The organism is Pseudoalteromonas sp. S2755 (assembly GCF_005886535.1).
Taxonomy (GTDB): domain Bacteria; phylum Pseudomonadota; class Gammaproteobacteria; order Enterobacterales; family Alteromonadaceae; genus Pseudoalteromonas.
Window position 1 is genome coordinate 64,888 of sequence record NZ_PNDS01000046.1, and the last position, 24,714, is coordinate 89,601.

Here is a 24,714-nt window from a genome sequence, read left to right on the forward strand (position 1 = left end):
GCTCCAGCGCAAGTTTTTCATAAATAACTTGACACCTAGACGGCTAAAAGATAATTTTCTTACATCGCCCGCATTGATTGCGGGCTTTTATTTTGTTTTTATTCAGATTAACAAAGGCAAAATAAACAGAAGAGGCGCGATGCTTAGGTAGTTAGTGTGAGGTGACGAGACCAATGACCACTAGTGAGGGAAGTATTCGCCGAGGAGAAAAGTTGCTCGTCGCAACAATTCTTCGGTTTACGAGGCTGAATCCTCGGAACTGTCACCGTATTGGTGGAGAGCTTCTGGCAAAGGTCATTTCAAGTGTTCGTCTTTCTAGAAATCCCATGCCGAGTTCTCCTTATAAAATTTGACTGTGCCAACAGTCGAGAGGAGAGAAAATGAATTCGCAGTATGTTGTAGCCAAATTTGGCGGTACCAGTGTCGCTGACTTTGAAGCTATGTCTCGTTGTGCTCACATTGTTCGTGACAACCCTAATGTTCGAGTGGTCGTTGTGAGTGCATGTGCTGGCGTAACCAATCACCTTGTAACGCTAACCCAACAAAAGGAAGATGAAGCCGGGCGCAAAGCAGTTGTTGCAGCGGTTGAAAACATACAGCAAGCGATTATCGACCAAGTGTCTTTGGATGCAGATCTTGCTGAGGGTTACAAGCAAACTTTCAGTGAATTTGAAAGCCTTGCGAGTTTACCTGCACTGAGCAGACAGCAATGCGATGAAATGTTGAGCTTTGGCGAACGTTTTTCTTCTTATTTGTTTACCCAAATACTACGTAATAACCAGGTTCAGGCGTCGCGCTTTGATGTGCGTAAGGTACTTAAAACAGATAATCAATTTGGTAAAGCGAATCCGAATGTCGCAGCGACGCGTGAGGCGGCACAAACGAGTTTGGTCGCGCTACTTGGCGATACAGTGCAAGTGACGCAAGGATTTATTGGTAGTGACCAATACGGCCAGACGACTACGCTTGGTCGTGGCGGTTCTGACTATAGTGCTGCATTGTTAGCAGAGGCAATTGACGCGTCAAGTGTGCATATTTGGACCGATGTAGTTGGTATTTTCAGTACTGATCCGCGTTTGTGTGCAAAGGCTAGACCTATTCCTCGTTTGAGTTTTGATGAAGCGGCAGAAATGGCGACATTTGGTGCCAAGGTGTTACATCCCGCAACCATATTGCCAGCGAGTCGTAAAGGTATTTCAGTATTTGTTGGTTCAAGTCGTGATCCGCAAGCGGGTGGCACTTGGATTGAAAAAGAGAAAACGGCGCAAGCAGGTATTCGCGCAGTGACACAACGCAAAAACCAAATACTATTGACGTTAAAGAGCCCTGAAATGCTTCTTGCTAGCGGCTTTTTGGCTCGTATCTTCACCATTTTAAGCAATTACAATATATCGGTTGACTTGGTAACGACTTCGGAAATTAGTGTTGCACTTACGCTGGATAATGCGCCGAATGCTTCTCGACCAGAGTTAGAGCAAGCTTGTTTGGATGAACTTGGCGAGTTTTGTCATGTGACCGTTGAAAATAATCTCACTTTGGTGGCCATGATAGGTTCTGAGATCCAGTTGAAGAAGTGCCAACTTAATCTGATGGATGTATTGTCAGAGTTTAATATTCGACTAATATGCCATGGTGCGAGCAAGCACAATCTGTGCTTTTTAGTGGAGCAGCAGGAGTCAGATCAGGTCGTGCAGTCAATTCATGCTAAATTACTAGAGGTTGCATAAATGAATTTATTGTTTTTCAGGAACTAATAAAAAAGTTGCATTATTGAATAATGGATGGCACTTTGTTTATAACGGTTAGGGTCTGCTGACCATCAAGTTTGTTTTTCCCTAGGAGTGCCATCATGAATTATAAAGATGTCTACGAATTCTGGTTTGTTGAATGCACTGAATCAGATTGGTGGAAGAAGTCTGCGGACTTTGATCGCATAATAAAAAATCGCTTCGGTATTTTGCACCAAATGGCGCACCAAGGTGAGCTTTCGAGCTGGAGAGCAACACCACTTGGCGCGCTGTGCGAAATCATTATCTTAGATCAGTTTTCACGGAATATATTCAGAGACACTCCTGCGGCGTTTGCCAGTGATCCTTTGGCGTTATGCCTCACTCAGCATGCCATTGAAAAGGGCTATCATCGCCAGCTTAACGACACTGAATTGATGTTTTTATACCTACCCATGATGCATAGTGAAAGTCGCATCATCCATCGTGCCGCAGATCATTATTTTCGTGACCTGCCTAATTATGATTTTGAAGTCGCGCATAAAAAAATTATCGATAGATTTGGCCGTTATCCCCATCGAAATGAAATACTCAATCGTGATTCAACAGAAGAAGAAATGGATTTTCTAGGGACGCCTAACTCGAGTTTCTGAGGTGCGGCTCGAACCTCTCGCATTTTCAGCGGAAGTACGTATAATCGGCCGTCTACAAAAATAATGATTGATTACAGACATGGCTCATACGCGCGATGGATTTCAAAGCCGATTTGGCTTTGTGTTAGCAGCAGCTGGTGCGGCTGTTGGACTTGGTAACATTTGGGGATTTCCCACACAAGCCGCAAACCACGGTGGCGGTGCATTTTTACTGGTTTATTTTGCGGTGATTTTCTTACTCGCATTACCTGCACTGTACACCGAATTGTATTTAGGCCACCAGGCACAAGCAAACCCAGTTAAAGCACTTAAGACAGCCTGGCGTGAAGGTTATCCGAAAATAGGAGCTGCGGCGGGATATATTGGTCTTGCTGGTGCTATCGTGATGTTAAGCTTTTACTCCATTGTGGCTGGATGGATGCTGTCTCATGCACTCGATCCTCTTGTGCAAATGGCTGAATTGGATGCCGCACACCAGTTTCTGAGCGGTGATTCGATGCTGAGAAACTTTATCTTTACGCCACTGATGTTAATTTTGACTGCGAGCATTATTCTCAAAGGCGTAAAATCAGGCATAGAAGCTTGGTCGCGCAGACTCATGCCCTTGTTACTAGTATTATTGCTTTGCCTTATCGGTTATATGGCGACATTAGACGGCGCAGCAGAAGGGTTTAGAACGTATTTAGTACCGGACTTTTCAAAAATTAGTGATCCTGATTTGATCATCGCGGCGATGGGGCAGGCGTTCTTTTCGTTATCGTTGGGTGTGGGCTGCATGATGATTTATGGTTCGTACTTAAAACCGAATGAAAATCTACCTAAGCTTACGTTGAGTGTTGCAATGCTAGACACCAGTGTCGCATTTTTGGCCGGTTTACTTATTATCCCAGCAATATTTGTTGCGCAACAAAATGGTGTTCAAGTATTTCAAGACGGCAAATTAATCGGTGAAGGCCGTTTGATTTTTGCAATTTTACCTGAGCTGTTTGCTAATATGGGTGAAGTGGGGCTATTAGTAAGCCTGACTTTCTTTGTACTTATGTCGATTGCGTCAGTAACTTCTACCATTTCTTCAACAGAAATTCCGGTGTCTTTTTTAGTTGAAAATCATGGCTTTAATCGTAAGCACGCGACTTGGTTGGTTACGTTAGTTATCTTATTAGCATCAAGCACGATTATTCTAAACTTTGATTGGCTGTTCGAGTTGGTGATCAGTCTATTCACGCAATATCAGCTACCATTGATGGGACTGTTCTACTTTATTACTGTTGGTTGGGTTTGGAAGCGCGGTAATCAGCTCCACTTAGAATCTCGTGGTGCACATTATTGGTTTGCTCAGTACGTTAGATTTGTTTGCCCAGTCTTGATGACCGCGGTATTTATTAACGTAGCACTGGCAAAGTAGTGGTGATTTTTTTAAAAGCGGGAAGCGAAAGCTTCCCGTTTTGATTTTGGTAACAAGGTTTAGAAATCACGGGGGGAAACAAACTCCCCAGCCTGAATACTCTCGTAAGTTCGTTGCGCCAATGAATCTAAGTTGGCTAAATCCTTTCCCATTGACGCTAGTTGGTTTGCCACTGGAATAATATCGATATCTTCAACCCCAGAAAGTTGAGCCACTCGGGCAAAAGTGTATGCATGCTTATATTTTTCGTGTTTGTAGAAAATACTAACTAACGATGAATAGACTTCTGGGTTAGGGGTATGGCCTCTCTTGTTTAGCTCTAATACACGGTAGAGAATATCGACGGTTTTATCGTCATCTACTTTGGCGTAAAACTCTGCGAGGAAAAGCTGAATTTCGGGATCGTTTTGAACTCTAGGGTCATCCTGCATGTTCAGTAGCTTGTTCATTGCTGTGCGATCATTGTTACGAGACCAATGATAATAAAGTAGGCCTGGGTGGTTACTGCCTTTTGTTTCATTGTAAATACGTGTCGTTTCTTTTAGCGCAGTGAGATGACCTTCTACTCGTGAAGTGGTTTTTTCTTTTAGCTTGATGTGCTCAATTTTGGCGGCGCGAGAAACACACAGGTTGTAGCTTTCTAAATTCTGCAACAAGTCATATTTGTTTTCGTCCGTCGGGGATTTGTATTCGTGATAGCGCGCGTAGATAAGCGATGCACGTTCGTCTTTACAGTGACTGTCTTTATTTAAGTCTTCACAAAAACCAGGCGTTTCGCTACACACTTGGTTCAAGGTTAGGGTGTTGTCGCAACCAGCAAGTAGTAACGCTGCAAAAACTAGCGACTTTTTAAACGCCATAGTTTGACCTCAATGATTTTTTATAATTATAGGGGGTTACGCCCGAATAAACAGGGTAGAGCTAATAGTTTATCAGTTTAACGCAATGAATTGTTCGGTAACAGTGGAGAATCACGGCAGTTTAAATTAGAATAGCCGTGCCCATTCGGGCTATCCGTTCAAAGAAAATTGTTTATTAGGCAGAAAAAATGACCTTATCTCACGAGCAAGAATATCAAAACAGCTGGCAAGAGCGTCAAGATTATGCAGAAAGCATGCAACCCCTAATCGGTCGTCTATACCGTAATAAAGGCGTTGAAATCTCTGTATACGGCCGTCCTCTTGTAAGCGCAAGCACCATTGATGTTATCAAAGCACACAAAACAGTGGCACGCTTTGAAGAGCGCAAACTACGTCTTCGTGAAAGCTTTCCATTCTTAGAAGTGATCAGCAAAATGGAATTGGCACCGGGTCGTGTTGACCTTGGTAAGCTAGCTTATGCCTACATTTATAAAAATGCAGGTGAAGGCCGCTCAATCGAAGAGTTTTTAAATGCAGAACTTGCAGAATTACTAAACCAAGGCGCACGTCCAGAACCTCGTGACGTTGTTCTTTATGGTTTTGGTCGCATTGGCCGTTTATTAGCACGCCTACTTATCGAACGTGGCGGCTCTCACGCTGATTTACGCCTACGTGCAATTGTTGTTCGCGGTGGCCGCGATGGTGATCTTGAGAAACGTGCAAGCCTTTTACGCCGTGACTCAATTCATGGTCCTTTCAATGGTTCAATCACGGTAGACCATGAAAAAGGTGCGATTAAAGCAAATGGTAACTACATTCAAGTTATCTACGCAAACTCACCTGAAGAAGTGGATTACACTAAATACGGTATTGAAAACGCACTTATCGTAGATAATACAGGTGTTTGGAAAGATGAAGATGGTTTAGGTAAACACCTTAAATCAATCGGTGCCTCTAAAGTGCTACTTACAGCGCCTGCTAAAGGCGACATCAAAAACATCGTTTATGGTGTCAACAACTCAGACATTCAGTCTGAAGACAAGATTGTGTCTGCTGCAAGCTGTACAACTAACGCAATCACACCGGTATTAAAAGCACTTAACGACAAGTTTGGTATTAAAAACGGTCACGTTGAAACGGTTCACTCTTACACCAATGACCAAAACTTGATCGACAACTACCACAAAGCTGAGCGTCGTGGTCGTAGTGCCGCGTTGAACATGGTTATCACTTCAACTGGTGCTGCGAAAGCAGTTGCTAAAGCACTTCCAGAGCTTGCTGGTAAACTAACTGGTAACGCAATCCGTGTACCAACACCAAACGTATCAATGGCAATTCTTAACCTAAATCTAGGTAAAGAAACAACTGCTGAAGAGCTAAATGAATTCCTTCGTGAATCTTCACTTTACTCTGAACTGCGTGACCAGATTGACTACACAGCATCAACAGAAATCGTGTCTACTGACCTTGTGGGTAGCCGTTATGCAGGTGTGGTTGACTCAAAAGCAACCATCGTTGATGGCGACCGTGTAGTACTTTACGTTTGGTACGATAATGAGTTTGGTTACAGCTGTCAGGTTGTACGTGTAATGCAAGACATGGCGGAAGTAAAATTCCCGAGTCTACCTCGCTAACACGAAATTTACGATAAAAAGCCAGCGCCAGCTGGCTTTTTTAGTTTTTGAAACAAGTTCGTTGTGGTAGGCTTGCAAAGATAGGTCAGCTACAATTAGCTAACAAAAAGTTACACCTCAACTTTGTGCAAAGACATGCACAGTATTACTTCTCTTTGAGGTTTAATATAATTCTTGACTGAAGCATAGTTGAGTATGGTAACAGTGTATTTACACAGCAGTTTTTAACTTATTTAGGGAAACCTATGCGCATTACGAGTAATTTCGATAGTGGTAATATCAAGGTGGTAAAAGCAGAATCACCTGCAGATATTCAACTAGAAATCAATAAAGACAATGAGTCTGACTTTTTTCAATGGTTTCACTTTAGACTTGAGTCTACGCCTTTTTTAGAGCACAAAATTCATATCAACCAACTACTAAACTCAGCCTACCCAGAAGGTTGGGATGACTATCATGCGGTTGCATCTTATGATCGTCAAACTTGGTTCCGTGTGCCAACCCATTACGAGAATGGCACATTAACTATCGATTTTGAGCCTGAATGTGCTCATACCTACTTTGCTTACTTTGCGCCTTATAGTTATGAGCGTCATTTAGACCTAGTCTACTGGGCTCAAGCCCACGATGCGTGCGTTGTAGAGACGCTAGGTCAAACGCTTGATGGCCGTGATATGAGTTTGCTCACTATTGGTGAGCCGTCAGATGAGAAGAAAAAGATTTGGATCACGGCGCGCCAGCACCCGGGTGAAACGATGGCTGAGTGGTTCGTTGAAGGTCTACTTCACAAACTATTGGATGACGAAGATCCACATGCCGCGGCACTGTTGTCGAAAGCGGTATTTTATGTCGTGCCAAATATGAATCCGGACGGCAGCGTTCGTGGTCACCTGCGTACAAATGCAAAAGGCGTAAATCTAAACCGTGAATGGCAAACGCCAACACTTGAGAACTCACCTGAAGTTTATTATGTATTAAATAAAATGCATGAAACTGGGCTGGATATGTACCTCGATATTCATGGTGATGAAGCACTACCGTACAACTTCGTTGCAGGTAGTGAAGGTATTCCGAGTTATGATGAGCGCCTACAGCGTTTGGAAGAATCTTTCAAGGCTGCACTGTTAACTATCACACCTGAGTTCCAAGATGAATTTGGTTACGATAAAGATGCACCGGGTGAAGCAAATCTTACCGTAGCATCATGTGCTGTTGGTGAAGCGTTTAAAGCATTGGCCTATACTGTTGAAATGCCGTTTAAGGACAATGCGAATCTGCCAGATCCATACTTCGGCTGGTCAGACCGACGTTCATATCAGTTTGGTCAAGATACTTTAGCCGCAATCTTAAATGTGGTTGACGACTTAAGGTAAGTATAAAGACGGGTAATCGCCATTTGGATTACCCGTTTGTTTTTGTGGGTTTAAAAGAACAACAAAATAATATTTAAAGCAAATTAGTATTAAAAAAATAAGGTAGAACACCTCAACAGGGTGTAATAACAACAATAAAGGGGAATATTCGTGGATGCGTTAGGCAGCTTATTAGATAGCATAGATGGAATGTTAGGTGGTTCACCTTGGTTCCCGTATGTACTGTTAGGGGTAGGTTTATTTTTTACAATCTACTTGAAATTTCCACAGATCCGATATTTCAAACACGCTTGTAAAGTCGTGACTGGAAAATTCGATAAAAAAGGCCTCGAAGGAGATACAACCCATTTCCAAGCGTTAGCTACGGCGCTCTCTGGTACGGTTGGTACCGGTAACATTGGTGGGGTAGCATTGGCAATTTCAATTGGCGGACCTGCGGCATTGTTTTGGATGTGGATGACCGCATTTTTTGGTATGACAACCAAGTTTGTGGAAGTGACTTTATCTCATAAGTATCGTGTCCAAACTGATGATGGCACAATGGCTGGTGGTCCAATGTACTATATGGATCGCCGCTTAAACATGAAATGGCTAGCGGTTTTATTTGCGATTGCGACTGTAATTAGCTCTTTTGGTACAGGTAGCTTGCCTCAGATCAATAACATTGCTCAAGGCATGGAGGCGACCTTTGGTTTTGCCCCTATGGCGACAGGCGCAGTGCTTTCAGTTTTACTTGCGCTCGTTATTCTTGGCGGAATCAAGCGTATTGCAGCTATCACTTCTCGCGTCGTGCCATTAATGGCTGCGATTTATATTCTCGGTTCATTTGCGGTGATTTTTTATAATATCGAAAATATCGTTCCTTCGTTCCTTTCTGTATTTGAAGATGCCTTTACAGGTTCAGCAGCTGCTGGCGGCTTCTTAGGGGCTTCTTTTGCGTATGCATTCAACCGTGGGGTTAACCGAGGTCTGTTTTCAAACGAAGCGGGTCAAGGTTCAGCACCAATTGCGCACGCCTCTGCAAAAGCCGATGAACCAGTGTCTGAAGGTATGGTTTCAATTCTTGAACCATTTATTGACACAATCATTATCTGTACCTTGACGGGATTGGTTATTTTGTCATCGGGCGTGTGGACTGAAAAGTTCGAAACCCACTTTGAGCGCTCGTCTATGGTTATTCTAGACGGTAAATATGACGAATCGAACCAACAAGACCGAGACGCGTTGTATGCCTACTTGAATGGTAAAAAAGAGCACAATGTTAAGCCTTTCAATGGTGAAATTGAGGTCGTACAGGGTAAAGCGGTTACAGAAAACTTTACCGTTATCCACTCGCGCTCTATTGGTGAGCAAGTGCGTTTTGGTATTACCGAGCGTCACAAGTACACAGGAACAGTGGAAGTGAAAGACGGTTTGCCAACGGACAATAGTATTAGTTTGATTGGGCACTCTCTAGTGCACTCGGCAGAGCTGACAACAAAAGCGTTTACCCGAGGTTATTTAGGTGAAAATGGTAAATACATCGTCTCAATTGGCTTGTTGTTATTCGCGTTTTCTACTGCAATTGCATGGTCATACTATGGCGACCGCGCGATGATTTATCTACTTGGTAGCCGCTCGGTTATGCCATATCGCGTATTTTATGTCGCCGGTTTCTTCTGGGCGTCGTTTGCAGACACCACATTGGTATGGAAACTAGCGGCAGTAGCCATTGTAGTAATGACCTTACCTAACTTATTTGGTATTTTACTACTCAGAAAAGAAATGAAATCTTCGGTTAAAGAATACTGGGAAGATTTCAACAAAGAACACAAACAGTGAGCGAATTTTAATTAAAATTATCTTGTCATTTAAGGACAAGAGTTCGCAAAGGTAGTAGAATAGGGCACCTCACAGGTGCCCTTTTTTGTATTATGGAGAAGTAACACGATGGCAATAGCACAGTGCCCAAGCTGCGGTAAATCTATTTCCTCCAAACATAAGTCCTGCCCGCATTGTGAAATCAATTTAGCAGACTTTTCTCAAGAAGACAGAGAGAGAGCGGCCTCTAGAAATCGTGTAAAACGTCAGCAATCTGTAATGAATTACTCGTTTATTGCACTGATCCTAGTGCTAGGTGGATTCTTATATATCTATTGGCAGCAGCCTGAACCTAACTCGTTTGAAATGATCGCAAGCAAAAGCGCTATAGGCATAGGTGCGGTTTGGTACTTAATTAATCGAGTCATCCTCGTTATTTTGAAAAAGAAAAAGTAGTAATGAATGTAGATAGCTTAGTTCAAAATATTACCCCTGAAGTATTCGAGCGTTTGCAATACGGCGCGTCAACTGGAAAGTGGCCTGATGGTACGCCGCTAAGTGATGCGCAGAAAGAGCAAACCGTGCAGTTGGTCATGCTATATCAAGCAAAAGTAGCAAAGTCTAATGAGCAATTCACCATCAACGAAAAAGGTGAGATGGTGCAAAAATCCAAACGCGAATTACAACAAGAATTCAAAGCCGACAACGAAATAGCTAGGTTCAGTGAAAATGATCTTTAAACACCTTTTTACACCGAAATGGAAACACCCTAAGGTTGACGTTCGCTCACAAGCAGTGGACAAATTAGATTTAAGCAAAGACGCAACTTTACTACACACGCTAGCGCTTGAGGACGAGTCTGCGCAGATCAGAAAAAAGGTACTTACTAAGGTAAATGACCTTGGTCTTTGGTGGAAAGTTTATAAGCAAGATAGTGAGCTAAAAGAGCTTGCTGAGCAGAAAATTTCGAGTGCGGTTATTAATCAAGACACCGGACTGCAGAGCAACATTCGTGATGAATACATTGAACGCTATGCACCAGCTAAAACGCTTGAGAAAGTCGCGTTAATTGAAACTGATTTAACGAACAAAGTTAAACTCCTAAAGCGTCTTGCGAACGCCACGTTAATCGAAAAATCATTCAAAGAAGGTGATGAAGCACTTCAGATCGCTATGTTGGAACTGATTGCACAGCATTCACTTGAAAAGAGTGTCCTAAAGGCAGCCAAAGGTGAAGCGCTTACTTCTCTTAGTGGATCACTGGAGCAGCAGCGATTAGCAAAAGAAATGCCTGCTCAAGTTGCTGAGCAAACACGAGTTGTGCTTGCCAAGTTAAATGCGCTAAGAGATAAGCAAAACTATGAAACTGTGAATGCGCAAGCACAGCAGTTATTTGCGCAGTGGCAAAGCATTGAGCTTAAGTGGTTAGATGCTGAAACGGTAACTGCACTAGATGCAAAGTATCAACAAGTAGCAGATAAATTAAACCGTCACCTCAATGAGTTACAAGTTAAACATCAAGCGCAGCAAGCTGAGTTAATGCAAAAGCAAAATGAAGCGTTAGAGGTTGCTGAATTAACGGCTGAACTTGAAGCCATTGAAAAATCAGTGGAAATTGCATGTAAAACACTCGACTTAGCCCAACACGATGCACTGGTTAAGCGTAGTGAAGTATTAAAAGGTAAGGTAGCCGCACCGCAATATGTCGCTGTTGAAGCGCTTGGCGATTTCACCCGGAAACTGCAATATATTGAGCGTGATCTTGCCGATTTACCAGCACTTATTGCTGCAAGTGAAACCTTCAATAGTGCTTTAGCAGAGTTGAAGGCAGTTGAAGTACCAACTTCACTAGAAGCGCTTGATACCCAAGTACAAGCGCAAAAAGACCGTTATGTCACAGCGCGTAAAGCACTAGGTTCACTGCCGAAAGTGTTACATAAATCAGCAAAAGCTGAGCTATCAAACACAAGCCAAGCGTTTATGACAGCTATCGAACCGCTGAAAAATGAGCAAGAAAAAGTACTCAAAATAGCGAAGAAGAAAGCACGCGATGTTCAACGATTAATTGATCAAGGTCGATTTAACGTGGCATTTGGTGTTTTTAACGGCTTTACTGAGCAGTTTGAGTTGCTTACGCCAAGCTACAAAAAGCAGCTTGAAAACCAGCATGAAAGCTTGTCTCAAGCATTAAAAGACCTTAAAGATTGGCAAAAGTATGCAGCCACACCTAAACGTGAAGAATTGCTTGCGGAGCTTGATCTCAAACTGGCTGAGGAGTCGGTTGATCCCGTTAAACGTGCTGAGGAAGTAAAATTACTTAGAACACGTTGGAATGAACTTGGTCATGTTGAAACTGAACAAGAAAAGGCACAAGCAGCTCAATTTGATGAAAAAATTGAATTATTGTTTGTACCTTGTCGCGCTTACTTTGCGGAGCAGGAAGTGCAGCGTGAGCAGGCAAAAATGGCACGTGAAGCGGTGATCGAGGAAGTGAAAGTGCTGCTTAGTACTTTGGATAACGAGGGTATTGATTGGCGAGAAGTTGAAGCACAATTTAATCGCCTAGCCAAAGCATGGAAAAATGCTGGCAATGTGGATGCCAAAGTCTATCAAAAGCTGAATTCGATTTACCGTGAGCACCATCAAGCGGTTTACGAGAAACTTAAAGCCTTTCATCAAGCCAATGCCGTTGAAAAGGCTAAGCTAGTTGAAATTGCGCAGCAGCAGCTAGAGGCTGAAGATTTGGCTGCTGCTTGTGACTTACTGAAATCATTACAAAAACAGTGGCAACAAATTGGTTTTGCTGGTGCAAAACAAGAGCATACTCTATGGAAAGCATTTCGTGCCCATAATGATGCCGTGTTTGAAAAGCGCAGCGCACAATATGCTGAACAAAAAGCACAGGAAAAGTCGCAGGAAGCCGAGCAGCGTCAGTTGTTAGCTGAATTCGACAACAAAGTCATCGAGGCGGTCACTCAAAGTGAACTGGGGGCTATTCGTGATGAACTAAATACGTTTATTGTAGTGCCAGGACTGAAGCAAGAAAAGAATCGTTTATTGTCACAAGTGAAGTCTAAATTAGATGATCTATTTTCTTCACAGCGTCGCGAAAAATTCAATGAACTGGTGGAAGCTGTAGACATTGGCGGTGATATTCCAAGCACTTGGCAAGGTACAAATAAAACCTCGCTAAACGCCGCCCAGTTACTTTTAAGACTTGAGATTTTAACGAATCAGTCCTCACCGGAAGCATTGCAAAGCGAAAGAATGTCCGAGCAAGTCGCGATGCTGGACGCAAAACTTCAAGGTGAAGAAAGCAACCTTGAGACTTATCTTATCAGTTATTTAGCTGAAGCTGACAAAGCCGATTTAGTGACTTCAAAAGACAGGTTACTTGCTGTTTTAAAGGCATAGTCATTGCACTTTGAGCCTACTCAGAACACTCTGAGTAGGTTCCTATCGATGTAAATCCATTTCTGCAACTTGACTACAACGCTGTAAGCACTACGCTGCGTGAGAGTAGGGTGAATGCAATACGCTTACTTGTGCTGTTATTTGGCACTAAGTATTTGTGCGAGTTTGCGCACATCATCAATAGCACGTTGTTTTGAGTGCTTATGCCTGTCGTCGCCAAATTCTTGATACTCAGATGCGATTTCATAAAACGCTTCGGCACCTAAATATGGAGCCAACTGCTCGATATGGCTACTTAGGTGATTTAGATGATGTTGTGACTCTCCTTTTTTAAATGCAAACTCTCCCCAAGATGCCAGTAAAACGAGTGTTTTACCTGATAAAATTGGCTCAAGTGGTTTATCACCTCGAGCTAAATCAAAGCTGAAGGTTTTATTTACTCGGATCACCATATCAAACCAAGCCTTTAGCACAGCGGGCATGCCATAGTTATACATAGGGCTTGCGATCACGATAATATCGGCATTGGTCACCTCTTTGATAATTTCGTCAGACTCTGCGAGTACCAAGCGTTGTTCTTCGCTCAACACTCCTTTTGTAAATGCAGCCGCGATAAATGTTTCATCGATGAATGCAGGTTGTTTCACCGAGAGGTCGCGATGGGTGACTTCCACTTTATGTGTACAGCAGCTAAACTCTGTTAAAAATTGCTCACCTAACATCCGAGTAATTGACTGATGTTGCGAGCTCGTCTCACTATACTTTCTTACGCTACTACTTATATATAGAATCTTTTTCATGACTTTTCTCCAGTTGTTTTCTATGTTTCATTCTGTGCTTACATAAGCAAAGTGACAACTGAGAAGAATCTACCAATAGATGAGATTAACTAATTTATAAGTTTGCTATGTTCATACATTTACCGTCTTTGAATAACATAAAAACCTTTGCGGTTGCTGCGCACTACCTGAGTTTTAAAGATGCGGCGCGGGTACTTAATGTCACACCTACGGCGGTGTCACATCAGATAAAGTCTCTGGAATCACAGTTAAGAATTCAGCTTTTTGAACGCAAAACGCGAGCAGTGCAGTTAACATTACAAGGGCAGGCATTGGCAAAGGTGTGTATTGATGCACTCAATATGCTTGATAATGTGTTTATTGAGTTTACTGAGCAAAAGAACGATTTACTTATTTCATGTTGTAATTCATTTGCTGCACTTTGGCTTGCTCCAAATATGACTGCAATCAATCGCGCTTTTCCAAATCAAACCGTCACAATATGCGCGAGCGATCAACTCATTGACTTAAATAAAGAGAAACATATTGATATCGCCCTGCGTTATGGCGAAAAGGATCCAAATTCCAATGAAACCCACCTTATCACAGAGAAAATAGGGCTTTATGCGAGTCCTAATTATCGGGTGTCAGACGAAGGTAAACCTGTACTATTTCTTACCCATTGGCAAGACGAAACGAGGCTTAAAAATATTCCTTGGCGAGCGCACATTGACGAAAATCATTATGACTTGCGTTATTTTGAGCAAGAACACTTTGTCTTGCAGGCGGCTGTGGCGGGGCAAGGGCTGGCATTATTGAGCGATGTATTAGCAGAGTCAGCAGTTATACAGGGCTGGTTGAGTAAAAGCACGGCAATGGAGGAATTTTCAGGCTATGGCTATTGGCTCAGGCAAACGACTTATCGCAAGAGCTCGGCGATTGTTCATCTGTTTACTATTTGGTTGGCAAGCGCGTTACAAAATATCAAGGTCGATAAAGGTGAGGATATAAGATAACGGACAGGCATTTTTATCAATGAGCACATAAGCCGTTTTTTAATATTGAACTATACTTTTGTAGAACTTAAATCCGTATTTGGAAGTTGCTTATTGCTAGGTAGCGATGTAATGATAAAAATTTTGCTGATGAGTCTCACTTTATTTCCCGCTTTATGTTTGAGTGGTGATTATACTTTCGCCTTTGTGCCGCAGCAGTCTGCCAATAAGTTAGCCAAAAACTGGCAGCCTATTCTCGATTATCTCAGTGACAAAACCGGAGATAACTACACGTTTAAAACCGCTAAAGATATACCAACCTTTGAAGCCCGCGTGCTGAAACAAGAGTATGATGTGGCATACATGAATCCTTATCACTTTGTTGTATTTAATGAGCGAGCTGGCTATCAAGCTATCGCCAAGCAAAGAGATAAAATGATAAAGGGGGTCATCGTGGTTAAAAAGGGAGCGGGTATTTCCAACTTGTCGCAATTGCGAGGAGAGACGATCGCTTTTCCGGCTCCCGCTGCATTTGCTGCAAGCATTTTGCCTCGTGCTGAACTTGTGAAACAAGGTATTGAATTCTCGGCAAGATACGTCTCTTCACATGACTCTGTTTATCTCAACGTATCGAGAGGGTTTGTAAAGGCGGGGGGCGGTGTTATGCGTACTTTCAACAATGCCGATCCCAAAATTAAATCGCAACTCGACATACTTTGGGCTACAAAAGGTTATACACCACATGCATTTGCCGTAAAAAGAGCAATGCCAGAAGCTGCAAGACAAAGATTAGTAGAGGCATTGACCTCTCTTGAACTAAGCGAAGAGGGAATTAGGTTACTCGAAGTGGTGAATTTCAAAGGTATTATGGCAGCGTCGAACGAAGACTGGCAAGACGTAAAAGCTTTAGAGTTAGAAACCTTGGTTGGCAAATAGTACTCGGATGATTAAGAAGCTCCACGACTGAATGAAAAGGCTATCGTTAAGACTCAAAACTATGATTGGTACCGCCATTATTGAAGCGGTACTATTGAGTGTGCTTATTTTTGTGGTGATTGATTTTATGATGGAGTCTGCAAATGACGCTATGAATAAACGCGCAACGACAACTGCAAGCTTGTTTGCGAGCGCGACAAAGAATGCGGTGCTGTCTTATGATTTAGCGACTCTAGATGCCTTTACCAATGAACTATTAAGTAACCCTGATATTCTCTACGTGAAAGTTATCGATGGTGAGAAGCAAATTCTTTCCTTTGCGGGAAACGAGCGGTTTAAAGAACGTACATTTAAGGGTGACACGTTAGTTGCAAAAGTTACAGACGGTATTTTTGATGTTCATGCTGATATCGTCGAAGGAGAGGCGCTTTTTGGCACCATTCAGATAGGCATTGATATAGGCGCAATCAATCGCACTATGTCTGAAGTAAAGCGCTGGACAGTTTCTATTGCGCTATTTGAAATGGTGTTGGTAGCTATTTTCTCTTATTTTCTAGGTATATATCTAACAACTAATCTATATATATTGAAAAGCCAAGCAAAATTTATCGCTAGCAATGTCAAAAACGGCGTGTTTGATTTCAAATGGAAACCAATACAGAGTAAAGATGAGTTACAAGAGCTGTCTTTGGCCTTCGATGAGCTATCACAAACCCTAGCTGAAGAGCATGAGCGTCGAGAGCGATATCAACATGATTTGGTTGAACTAAATAGAAATTTAGAGGAACTGGTAGCACAAAGAACTGAAAAACTAAATCAGCGAAATCATCAGCTTGAGACTACCAACTTAGAGCTTGAAACAGCTCAACAGCAACTCGTACACTCAGAAAAAATGGCCTCAGTGGGTCAATTGGCCGCCGGAGTTGCCCATGAAATTAATAATCCCCTCGGTTTTGTGATGAGTAACCTCGATGTGATGCGTCACTATCATAACGATTACGTCGAGCTTGCAAAACTTGCGGTTCAACTTGGGCTTGAACCCAATACACTCGCAGCGCTCAATCAGTTTGTTCAGGACAAAGACTTTGCTTTTATTAATAGCGATTGTACTGAACTTATTGAAGAGTCGATGACTGGGCTACAAAGAGTTTCTGCGATTGTGAACGACCTCAAACAGTTTTCAAGAGCAGATACTATTCAATTACAACCTTGCGATATTAACGCCTGCGTAAAGACAACGCTAAATCTGGTGGAGAGTAAGCTCAAGTATCATGCGAATGTGATCACACAGTTAAGTGAAGTCCCTCAAGTAATGGGAAACCAGGGCAAGTTAATTCAGGTAATGACAAACTTACTAATTAACGCAGCGCAAGCATTGGAGGGGGGAGGAGAGATCAAGGTAACAACGTATTTGGAAAATGGCAGCGTTGCGATCAGTGTGCAAGACAGTGGTGTTGGGATCCCAAAGGAGATCATTGATAAGATATTTAACCCTTTTTTCACCACTAAACCTGTCGGTAAAGGCACGGGACTTGGCCTCCCCATTAGCTACGATATAATCAAAGATCACGGTGGAGAGTTACTGGTTGAAAGTGAAGAGTGCATTGGGACATGTTTTACTATTTTATTGCCGCCATGCCAGTAAAGACGACTGTGATAAGAAGCGTCTTAACCCGAAGGGTAATAAGTCACTTGAGATAAAATAGAAATCAATGGACACTTAGCGATACAGAGTAACGGTCGCTGCGAGCGACCGTTTTACAAATTGTTTTTACTGTAACTCAACTGTCAAAGTGCGACCGTAACTGGGTGTACCGATATGCAGGCGAGAAGGCTCGTCGACTTGAAAGTCCATTGTACTGATGTCAAACCTCAGTTGTACATCAATAAGCGCTTTACATGGATCATAGTCACTCATATCGACTAAATTAAACATATATTGAGGAGGAAAGCTTTCTAATGAAGTGCCATCCCACTCGAGTGCAAATATATGTTGAAAACAACCACCACTATATTTTGCATCAATGACTAACTGGCTTGCAGAACGATCATAGTGAGCGCCTTTCAGCCAAAGCATATTTGCCTGTTTTTGCGTTAGTGTCTTGACCATTTTACCTTTTAAGTGAACAGTTTCTTTATCCTGTGTGTTAGCGTCATTACTTGGCTGAATGATTCTCGCACCATTTGCTTCTGAATTACCTATCCAAGGGGCATCAACCGCAAATGGGACAAGCATATCTGCGCCAATCATAGAGGTAGGGGTAACCGTTAATTCGTAGTTCCAAATCCCGTCGGCAGGGGGAACTACAGGTATCATTTCGTTCAGTGAAACATTTAAGTTCGTACTAGAGAGCTGCCCGCTAACTTGGACTCTTCCGTTTTCAGTGATATCGATCGATTGAATATATGCAACAGCCATTGTTATCTCCTATTTCAGCTATTCCCTGAAACTTCTAAACTGGGCTGGGAGGTCCCAGTTCAACTACATAACAATAGAGAGCGACAGAGTGATTCTATCGCAATTTCGCTGATGTTAATTCTCCAGTGTTGGTGTTGCTATGGCCTCACGCTAAATGAAGAATTAACAAATGAGTAAACAAGTATAGACAAAATTACAAATCCGGTAGCAAAACAACTCATGCTTAAGATGATTGGCTAAAGTGGAACATGTTTTTAGGTTGCTTGCTTTAGTTGGTTGACTCGTTATTTTATTCATAAACACGCGAATACAATGTTTATCTGAGTCTATTACGACAAAACTACTGCCACATACCTCTGCCTTGTGGGGTCTGAGCAAACTCAATCTCTAGTAGCTTCCATGTATCGTATAAAGCCAAAAACGCCTCTTGGCTCGGTTGCATAATAGAGATTTCAGTACCGATCCGGCAATCCGCCTTAGTTTTGTAAGCGCTGTGTTTTATTCAAGTGTAATGAAGATATTGTTTGCACATTTAACCGAGACAAATAGTCCCATATCACTTTAACATCATGTTATTAACGCTTAAAGTAATCTTGCACACTGCTTATCGTTGTGTGGAGCGACTCGAAACTGGTTTTTTAACAAAAAGGAAACGTTGTATGGTTAGTTGCTATCTAAAATATGTTGTTGACTCGGTAAAAATTGGTGATTTTGAAGAATATGCCAAAATGTGGCTCCCACTCGTCAATCACTTTGGTGGGTAGCATAATGGCTACTTTTTACCATCGGAAGGCGCAAGTAATATCGCCTTGGCATTATTCGCTTTTCCAAGTTTGGCGGCTTATGAAAAGTATCGCAACGGATCGTCTAAAGATACACTGTGTCAGGCTGCAATTAAATTTGCAGAAGATACTGGTTGCATAATCAGCTATGAACGCAGCTTCTTTAGACTTGTATTTGAATAGAGGTAAGTAAATGGAGCTGAGCATCTCGTGGAACTAGATATTTCTGCCAATCTCAAACTACAAAACCTTGCTGTGACGCATGCAAAACCATTATTTGATTGCGTACAAAGCAGTCGTGAAAGTTTACAAAACGTACTGCCATGGGTTGCAGCATTACATACAGAGGCTGATGCAGAACGATACATAGACACGCGCATAAACAACCAAGTCGGCGGAGTTTGGTCTGCGATAGAGTTTAATCGCGAGTTCTGTGGTGTGTTTGGGATTAAATATATGGACGCGCAAACACAAACCGCCGAAATCGGCTATTGGCTTGGCAAAAAGGCAAGAGGCAATGGTTTAATCGGGCAAGTGCTTGAGCAGGTTATAGCCAAGCTTCGAGAGGTAAGCGATATTAAAACTGTGGAGTTTCAATGTTTACAGTCAAATATTGCAAGCCAGCGGATCATTGAAAAAATAGGCGGCCAGTTTGTTGAGTCCTGTGTCAATGATCTAGGCGTAGCAAGTGACGAGTCGTTATATATCTATCGACTCGCACTTTAATTTCGCCTATTTGAGGGAATGAGCGCATAGCTGTTATGCGCTCAACTGATTAATTTGCCTCACACTTAGCAGGTATAGTCCGGTTTCGTAGGGTAGTGACGATAATTTGCGGTAATAGTGGCATTACAATCATGCCAATCATCAAGCTATACTGAAGCGGTGTGAACGTTTCGCCCAGTAGCACCAACCCCGTTAAAATCCCCGCAATCGGATTTGCAATACCACCAAAGGTAAAGTCCACCACAGACATACGCTGTAGTAACCATACGTACAAGCTATAGCCCAGCGCAGTGTTCAGGAGCACAACCCATAATATGCCGCTGAGATTAGTCATCGAAAAATTGTTAATAGCCGCAATATACTTCGTTGGTGCGATAACACCGTGAATACCAGACACAAGCGTGAGAATAACGCCGCCAATAATGAGTTGCCAAGTTAATACTGTCCACCAGTGCATGCGATCACCAAGAGATTTAGTGATTGAGCTACCGATCACGATACAGGTTATTGCCGCAAGTATTGCCGCTAAACCGAGCGGATTTAAACTCAGTGAACTCGGATCAAATAGTAACCAGGCCAACACAATAAGCGCCGCGCCGCATAAAGCCTGCACTAATCCCGGACGTTGTTTGTTAACTAACCAATGATAAAGCATGGCGAACACCGGCACAGACACCATGCCCACGCTCGATATGGCAGATGGTAGCGTTAACGACATCACGAAGATCATGCTAAAAAAGGCCGCGATATTAATCGCCCCAAGGCTGCATAGTATTTTCCAGTCTGCTTTTTGTGGCAAACTCGGCTTAACTGCAAGCAAAATAAGCCCTGCCGGAAGCGCTCTAATAGCGCCAAGTAAAAGAGGCGGCCAGTCCGCAAGGGTGTATTGTGTCACCGCGTACGTGGTGCCCCACAAAAATGCAGGGATCATCGCGAGGAGTATATTCACATTAACTATCTTTATGTTGAGATACTTTGCGCTAAGGTATTACTAAAAACACTTTTTGTAAAGTATCTTTATGTTAAGATATTTCTTTACAAAGTTTGTTGTCGGGGCAAATATTGATGGATGCGATTGATAGAGTACAAGAGCAGTGGGCTCGCGAAAAACCACAGTTAGAAACAACGCCCATGGCGATAATGGGTCGCTTAGTGCGTATAGCTAAACATATGGAAGCCGAAGTTGAAAAGCTGCACAAGCAATACGGATTAAATTTGGGCGAATTTGATGTGTTAGCTACCTTGCGCCGCAGCGGCAAGCCATTTCGTTTAACCCCATCAGAGCTATTTAAAACCATGTTACTCACCTCTGGCGCGATGACCAATCGGTTAGACAAGCTAGCGGCAAAAGGCCTTATTAAACGTGAGCATTGTATAGAAGATCGCCGCAGTGTAACGGTGGAATTGACTGCCGAAGGCCTCGCCCTAATTGAAAAGCTGATTGAGCCGCATATCGCCATTCAAGCCCAATTGGTTGAAGGGATGAGTAAAGAGCAGCAAACCTTGTTAAATGGCGAGTTAAAAGCGTGGTTAACGCAATTTGAGTGAGGATGTAAACAGTTTTGTAATATGTCGATTAGGTTGGAATAAGTGAAGCACCACCACAAGTGTTTCATAGTGTAAATAACCTAGTGGGAGGGGGTTTTCCCGCCGAGAAGTTGTGTTTTCGAGCTATTGTCGATGATGAGTTTGCGGGCGACCACTTCGAGTTGATTAATGAGTAGAGCCTTCCTTGGCTAATATCAAAGCGCATTCATGCGCTCCTCGTTCATTCTTTTGAAACGACGCGATCGAGCGAACCAAGAAAACGTCGCCCCGACATCCTGTCGGCACATTGCATATCGGCTTATGCTTTATGGGTGTGATGGAGGGGGAATAAGTCGCCTGTGGATTTCCACTTTCTCAATAGCGATAGACTCGTTTACAAGTTCAGAAAATCTAGGCTCCAGCCTCACAGTGTGAATAGTTCTGGGCACCCGCCGAGAAGTATGTTTTTCGGGTGTGACGAAGGAGAATAAGGTGCATGTGAGATCTTCTACGACTTTACAGTAAACCCCAAACAAAAAAGCCACCTTGTTGAGGTGGCTTAGTCAAACTTGCATCCGATTATTTATGCTTTACTGCCCACAGATGCAGTAGTTCGTGTGCAATGGTGGCGGCGGCGATTGCGGTGAGCTCGCTTTGGTCGTAGGAAGGGGAGACTTCTACTACGTCCATGCCTATCATGTTTAGTCCTTGCAGTGCGCGTAAAATCTTCAGCACTTTGTCGCTGGTTAGACCGCCGCATACTGGGGTGCCGGTGCCGGGTGCGAATGCAGGGTCTAGACAGTCGATATCAAAGGTTAAATACACCGGCAAGTCGCCGACGCGTGCTTTGATCTGCGCAGCTATTTCTTCGGCGCTTAAGTCATTTGCTGCCATAGCGTCAATCACGCCAAACTCGTGGCCTTGCTCTGTGTACTCGGTTCTAATGCCAATTTGCATTGAGTGCTCTGGGCTTATTAGGCCTTCAATCGGTGCATGATAGAACATAGTACCGTGGTCATAGCGTGAGCCTTGGCTGTATGTGTCTGTGTGCGCATCAAAATGTACGAGCGCCATTTTGCCATGAATTTGCTGATGAGCACGCAGCAATGGCAGGGTCACAAAATGATCGCCGCCTAGGCTTAATAGCGTTTTGCCTTGCTGCAAAATTTGCAGAGCGGCTAACTCGAGTTGCGCAGTGAAATACTCAGGATCGCCAACTGGGTAAGTGAAATCGCCAGCGTCTTGTAGTTTTATTTTGTCCCACAATGCAAATGACCAAGGGTATTTTTTACTCTCCCAAGCTAAATGCACGGATGCGCGACGGATCGCATCTGGACCCAAACGCGCGCCTGGGCGTCCAGAGGTTGCCAAATCAAATGGCAAGCCAAGTACCACAACGTCTGCATCAATATCTGTGATATTGCGTACCATTGGCTGACGTAAAAACGTCATGCCGTTGGAGTACAGAGAATGATCGGTGTGATCGAATAAATGGCTCATGGGTTAAAAATCTTCCAAATAAGTATAGCCGTCAAGGCCGGTTTCAAGCTCTGCTAGGCAGGTTGCTTGCTCTTCAAGCGGTAGTTTGCTTTCAACAAGGTTGGCAAAGTTACGCTTAAATTGTTCAACATCAAGGTGTACATAACGCATCATATCGGCAACGGTGTCACCTGCATCGATATTACCCAGCGATAGTTCACCCTGATCGTCCAATGTGGCTACAACGGTGTGGGTGTCGCCAAATAGGTTGTGCATGTCACCTAAAATCTCTTGGTATGCACCCACCAAGAAAAATCCCAGTAAATAGGGCTTATCTTTGCAAAACTCAGGTACAGGCAATGTTGCTTCAATACCTTGACCATCCACATAATGCTCCACCGTACCGTCAGAATCACAGGTAATATCCAGCAAAACCGCGCGGCGCTTTGGTGCTTCTGTTAATCCGCTAAGTGGCAATACAGGGAATACCTGTTCAATACCCCAAGCGTCTGGCAAAGATTGAAATAGCGAGAAATTCACAAAGAATTTATCCGCAAGCTTAGCACTGAGTTCGTCAATAATTGGGCGATGGAAACGGTTTTTGTTGTCCATACGCTTGTTTAGCTCATAACATACACGCAGATTTACTTGCTCCGCCCAAGCTCTTTGCTCAAGACTTAATAGGCCCATCGCAAATTGGCTGTGTACTTCAGCCAAGTCGCCTTGCGTATCATGAAAAATTTCAATCAACGCACGGTCATCACTCTGCTCGTTGAGCGCCTGCCAAGACGTCCACATATTGTGTAGCAGTCTTGGGGCGTCACTCATCGGTGCAGTTATCTCTTCTACTTGGTAGCTTTCGGTGCCAATCACATCGGTGATTAACACCGCATGATGGGCAGTTAACGCACGACCCGACTCAGAGATAATCTTTGGCATTGGCTGATTGTATTGCTTACAGGTATCGCCTACGGTGTAAACGATGTTGTTTGCATATTCAGCTAAGCTGTAGTTCATTGAGTTGGACGACTGGCTGCGCGTTCCATCGTAATCTACTGCAAGCCCGCCACCTACGTCTAAATTCAACAGGTTTGCACCTAAACGGCGTAATTCGCAGTAGAACCTAGCGGCTTCACCCACACCAACGCGCACGTCACGAATGTTGGCCATTTGCGACCCTAAGTGAAAGTGCACCAGTTGCAGCGCGTCTAGCATGTCAGCGTGCTTTAATTGGTTAACAACCGTAAGCACTTGCGATGCAGACAGGCCAAATTTGGACTTTTCGCCGCCGCTTGCTTGCCATTTGCCTTTACCTTGTGATGCCAAACGAACGCGTAAGCCTAAGCGTGGTTTCACGTTTAGTGCTTTGGCTTCTGCCATCACGATGTCGAGCTCAGAACGCTTTTCTAAAACGATATAAACTTGATGACCTAATTTTTCACCGATAAGCGCAAGACGGACATATTCTCTGTCTTTGTAGCCGTTACACACGATCACTGCGCTGGTCTTTTCACTGAGCGCCAATACAGTAAGTAACTCAGCTTTACTGCCAGCCTCTAAGCCAAGCTGTTTTTTATCACTTGCCGCTTGGCTTGCAATCAGCCCCTCAATGACTTCTTTTTGTTGGTTTACTTTAATTGGGTAAACCAATAAATAATCTTCTGGGTAGCTGTAATCAGTAATCGCCTGATTAAACGCACCAACAATATTATGTACACGCTGCTCTAAAATTTGTGGAAAACGTACTAGCGCAGGTAGGGTATAACCCTCAGATTTAATTTGTTGTGCAATGTTTGTCAGAGTTACGGCGTGCTGTGGTTGCTGTTGGTTCGGCATCGCAGTAACCTCTCCCTGATCATTAATACCAAAGAAGCCTTGGCTCCAGTGGCGCACGTTGTAGCATTCACGTGCTTGCTCAGAAGAGATAAATTTGGTCATTCAAGTTCCTTAACATAAGTTAGAGTTCAGCCTGCAGTGCGCCATCATTGGCGGCTACTCACTGAGTGAAAGGTCTCATTAATTTTCGCGCATTAGACACAAATAGAGAGTCTCAGTCTAATGAGTTATTTTGCTCGTCAAGAGTGACAAATCTTACCCTCGGTTTAGTTGCGATATAACGTGAATTAAGTGAGAGTAAACAAGAACTAGTAATTTCTATTCTCATGGTTATTTCTAGCTAACGTTCCATCAATACGCAAGGTTTGC

The 24,714-nt window shown here is 43.2% G+C and carries 20 protein-coding genes, 1 pseudogene and 1 riboswitch; of the genes and pseudogenes, 15 read left to right on the forward strand and 6 right to left on the reverse strand.

The window, feature by feature from the left end; genetic code table 11:
* Positions 1-121 precede the first annotated feature (121 nt).
* A riboswitch (Lysine riboswitch) is annotated at positions 122-292 on the forward strand.
* Positions 293-380: 88 nt separating this feature from the next.
* The 3 genes from lysC (at position 381) to CWC03_RS09270 (ending at position 3,785) form a co-directional block, all read left to right on the forward strand.
* Positions 381-1,727 (forward strand): lysine-sensitive aspartokinase 3, encoded by a 1,347-nt coding sequence (gene lysC, locus CWC03_RS09260; RefSeq protein ID WP_138581632.1) that lies wholly within the window; start codon positions 381-383, stop codon positions 1,725-1,727.
* A gap of 122 nt (positions 1,728-1,849) precedes the next feature.
* Positions 1,850-2,380 carry a DUF924 family protein gene (locus tag CWC03_RS09265; protein WP_138581633.1) on the forward strand — a complete coding sequence of 177 codons (531 nt, stop codon included), beginning with the start codon at positions 1,850-1,852 and terminating at the stop codon, positions 2,378-2,380.
* 79 nt (positions 2,381-2,459) lie between these two features.
* Positions 2,460-3,785 (forward strand): sodium-dependent transporter, encoded by a 1,326-nt coding sequence (locus tag CWC03_RS09270; protein ID WP_138581635.1) that lies wholly within the window; start codon positions 2,460-2,462, stop codon positions 3,783-3,785.
* A gap of 59 nt (positions 3,786-3,844) precedes the next feature.
* On the opposite strand, the gene CWC03_RS09275 is transcribed toward CWC03_RS09270, so the two are convergent.
* Positions 3,845-4,645 (reverse strand): DUF2989 domain-containing protein, encoded by an 801-nt coding sequence (locus tag CWC03_RS09275; RefSeq protein WP_138581637.1) that lies wholly within the window; start codon positions 4,643-4,645, stop codon positions 3,845-3,847.
* Between the two features lie 188 nt (positions 4,646-4,833).
* Here CWC03_RS09275 and CWC03_RS09280 point away from each other — a divergent pair, with 188 nt between their 5' ends.
* The 6 genes from CWC03_RS09280 (at position 4,834) to CWC03_RS09305 (ending at position 12,866) form a co-directional block, all read left to right on the forward strand.
* Complete coding sequence (locus tag CWC03_RS09280) at positions 4,834-6,279, forward strand: glyceraldehyde-3-phosphate dehydrogenase (RefSeq protein ID WP_017219277.1); 1,446 nt, start codon at positions 4,834-4,836, stop codon at positions 6,277-6,279.
* Between the two features lie 245 nt (positions 6,280-6,524).
* Positions 6,525-7,652, forward strand: a complete 1,128-nt coding sequence (locus CWC03_RS09285; RefSeq protein WP_138581639.1) for a M14 family metallopeptidase — start codon at positions 6,525-6,527, stop codon at positions 7,650-7,652.
* A gap of 150 nt (positions 7,653-7,802) precedes the next feature.
* Positions 7,803-9,473, forward strand: coding sequence for an alanine/glycine:cation symporter family protein (locus CWC03_RS09290; RefSeq protein WP_138581641.1), 1,671 nt, complete (start codon positions 7,803-7,805; stop codon positions 9,471-9,473).
* A gap of 108 nt (positions 9,474-9,581) precedes the next feature.
* Positions 9,582-9,908: a hypothetical protein gene (locus tag CWC03_RS09295; protein ID WP_138581643.1), complete on the forward strand. Its 327-nt coding sequence runs from the start codon at positions 9,582-9,584 to the stop codon at positions 9,906-9,908.
* Positions 9,909-9,910: 2 nt separating this feature from the next.
* Positions 9,911-10,192 (forward strand): YeaC family protein, encoded by a 282-nt coding sequence (locus CWC03_RS09300; protein WP_010371878.1) that lies wholly within the window; start codon positions 9,911-9,913, stop codon positions 10,190-10,192.
* Positions 10,182-12,866, forward strand: a complete 2,685-nt coding sequence (locus CWC03_RS09305) for a DUF349 domain-containing protein (protein WP_138581644.1) — start codon at positions 10,182-10,184, stop codon at positions 12,864-12,866. The genes CWC03_RS09300 and CWC03_RS09305 overlap by 11 nt, the downstream gene beginning before the upstream one ends.
* A gap of 137 nt (positions 12,867-13,003) precedes the next feature.
* On the opposite strand, the gene CWC03_RS09310 is transcribed toward CWC03_RS09305, so the two are convergent.
* A complete protein-coding gene (locus tag CWC03_RS09310) occupies positions 13,004-13,666 on the reverse strand; it encodes an FMN-dependent NADH-azoreductase (RefSeq protein ID WP_138581646.1) in 663 nt (220 codons plus the stop codon).
* A gap of 107 nt (positions 13,667-13,773) precedes the next feature.
* On the opposite strand from CWC03_RS09310, the gene CWC03_RS09315 reads away from it, so the two are divergent.
* From CWC03_RS09315 to CWC03_RS09325, 3 genes are all read left to right on the forward strand, one after another.
* A complete protein-coding gene (locus tag CWC03_RS09315) occupies positions 13,774-14,661 on the forward strand; it encodes a LysR family transcriptional regulator (RefSeq protein ID WP_138581648.1) in 888 nt (295 codons plus the stop codon).
* A 111-nt stretch (positions 14,662-14,772) separates the two neighbouring features.
* The gene (locus tag CWC03_RS09320; protein WP_138581650.1) at positions 14,773-15,576 is read left to right on the forward strand and encodes a PhnD/SsuA/transferrin family substrate-binding protein; all 804 of its coding nucleotides are present in this window, start codon (positions 14,773-14,775) and stop codon (positions 15,574-15,576) included.
* Between the two features lie 31 nt (positions 15,577-15,607).
* On the forward strand, positions 15,608-17,221 hold the full coding sequence (locus CWC03_RS09325) for a HAMP domain-containing sensor histidine kinase (RefSeq protein WP_249313990.1): 1,614 nt from the start codon (positions 15,608-15,610) through the stop codon (positions 17,219-17,221).
* A gap of 126 nt (positions 17,222-17,347) precedes the next feature.
* Here the strand turns inward: CWC03_RS09325 and CWC03_RS09330 are convergent, their stop codons facing one another.
* Entirely contained in the window at positions 17,348-17,995 is a 648-nt protein-coding gene (locus CWC03_RS09330) for a hypothetical protein (RefSeq protein ID WP_138581652.1), read from the reverse strand.
* Between the two features lie 659 nt (positions 17,996-18,654).
* On the opposite strand from CWC03_RS09330, the pseudogene CWC03_RS09340 reads away from it, so the two are divergent.
* Positions 18,655-18,960 (forward strand): annotated as a pseudogene (locus CWC03_RS09340) (NIPSNAP family protein).
* Between the two features lie 27 nt (positions 18,961-18,987).
* The gene (locus CWC03_RS09345; protein WP_138581654.1) at positions 18,988-19,503 is read left to right on the forward strand and encodes a GNAT family N-acetyltransferase; all 516 of its coding nucleotides are present in this window, start codon (positions 18,988-18,990) and stop codon (positions 19,501-19,503) included.
* 49 nt (positions 19,504-19,552) lie between these two features.
* Here CWC03_RS09345 and CWC03_RS09350 read toward each other — a convergent pair whose 3' ends face one another.
* The gene (locus tag CWC03_RS09350; RefSeq protein ID WP_171040226.1) at positions 19,553-20,452 is read right to left on the reverse strand and encodes a DMT family transporter; all 900 of its coding nucleotides are present in this window, start codon (positions 20,450-20,452) and stop codon (positions 19,553-19,555) included.
* A gap of 116 nt (positions 20,453-20,568) precedes the next feature.
* Between CWC03_RS09350 and CWC03_RS09355 the strand changes: the two genes are divergently transcribed.
* A complete protein-coding gene (locus tag CWC03_RS09355) occupies positions 20,569-21,051 on the forward strand; it encodes a MarR family winged helix-turn-helix transcriptional regulator (RefSeq protein ID WP_045962358.1) in 483 nt (160 codons plus the stop codon).
* Between the two features lie 558 nt (positions 21,052-21,609).
* Here CWC03_RS09355 and speB read toward each other — a convergent pair.
* Positions 21,610-22,530, reverse strand: coding sequence for an agmatinase (gene speB / locus CWC03_RS09360; RefSeq protein WP_010604538.1), 921 nt, complete (start codon positions 22,528-22,530; stop codon positions 21,610-21,612).
* Between the two features lie 3 nt (positions 22,531-22,533).
* Positions 22,534-24,447, reverse strand: a complete 1,914-nt coding sequence (gene speA, locus CWC03_RS09365) for a biosynthetic arginine decarboxylase (RefSeq protein WP_138581656.1) — start codon at positions 24,445-24,447, stop codon at positions 22,534-22,536.
* Positions 24,448-24,714 lie beyond the last annotated feature (267 nt).

What these genes read in the sequence shown, in the direction of transcription:
- CWC03_RS09275 (WP_138581637.1), bottom strand. Translation starts at nt 4,645, where the DNA reads ATGGCGTTTAAAAAGTCGCTAGTTTTTGCAGCGTTACTACTTGCTGGT.
- CWC03_RS09300 (WP_010371878.1), top strand. Translation starts at nt 9,911, where the DNA reads ATGAATGTAGATAGCTTAGTTCAAAATATTACCCCTGAAGTATTCGAG.
- CWC03_RS09285 (WP_138581639.1), top strand. Translation starts at nt 6,525, where the DNA reads ATGCGCATTACGAGTAATTTCGATAGTGGTAATATCAAGGTGGTAAAA.
- CWC03_RS09305 (WP_138581644.1), top strand. Translation starts at nt 10,182, where the DNA reads ATGATCTTTAAACACCTTTTTACACCGAAATGGAAACACCCTAAGGTT.
- CWC03_RS09310 (WP_138581646.1), bottom strand. Translation starts at nt 13,666, where the DNA reads ATGAAAAAGATTCTATATATAAGTAGTAGCGTAAGAAAGTATAGTGAG.
- CWC03_RS09265 (WP_138581633.1), top strand. Translation starts at nt 1,850, where the DNA reads ATGAATTATAAAGATGTCTACGAATTCTGGTTTGTTGAATGCACTGAA.
- speA (WP_138581656.1), bottom strand. Translation starts at nt 24,447, where the DNA reads ATGACCAAATTTATCTCTTCTGAGCAAGCACGTGAATGCTACAACGTG.
- CWC03_RS09315 (WP_138581648.1), top strand. Translation starts at nt 13,774, where the DNA reads ATGTTCATACATTTACCGTCTTTGAATAACATAAAAACCTTTGCGGTT.
- CWC03_RS09295 (WP_138581643.1), top strand. Translation starts at nt 9,582, where the DNA reads ATGGCAATAGCACAGTGCCCAAGCTGCGGTAAATCTATTTCCTCCAAA.
- CWC03_RS09320 (WP_138581650.1), top strand. Translation starts at nt 14,773, where the DNA reads ATGATAAAAATTTTGCTGATGAGTCTCACTTTATTTCCCGCTTTATGT.
- CWC03_RS09330 (WP_138581652.1), bottom strand. Translation starts at nt 17,995, where the DNA reads ATGGCTGTTGCATATATTCAATCGATCGATATCACTGAAAACGGAAGA.
- speB (WP_010604538.1), bottom strand. Translation starts at nt 22,530, where the DNA reads ATGAGCCATTTATTCGATCACACCGATCATTCTCTGTACTCCAACGGC.
- lysC (WP_138581632.1), top strand. Translation starts at nt 381, where the DNA reads ATGAATTCGCAGTATGTTGTAGCCAAATTTGGCGGTACCAGTGTCGCT.
- CWC03_RS09270 (WP_138581635.1), top strand. Translation starts at nt 2,460, where the DNA reads ATGGCTCATACGCGCGATGGATTTCAAAGCCGATTTGGCTTTGTGTTA.
- CWC03_RS09325 (WP_249313990.1), top strand. Translation starts at nt 15,608, where the DNA reads ATGAAAAGGCTATCGTTAAGACTCAAAACTATGATTGGTACCGCCATT.
- CWC03_RS09280 (WP_017219277.1), top strand. Translation starts at nt 4,834, where the DNA reads ATGACCTTATCTCACGAGCAAGAATATCAAAACAGCTGGCAAGAGCGT.
- CWC03_RS09355 (WP_045962358.1), top strand. Translation starts at nt 20,569, where the DNA reads ATGGATGCGATTGATAGAGTACAAGAGCAGTGGGCTCGCGAAAAACCA.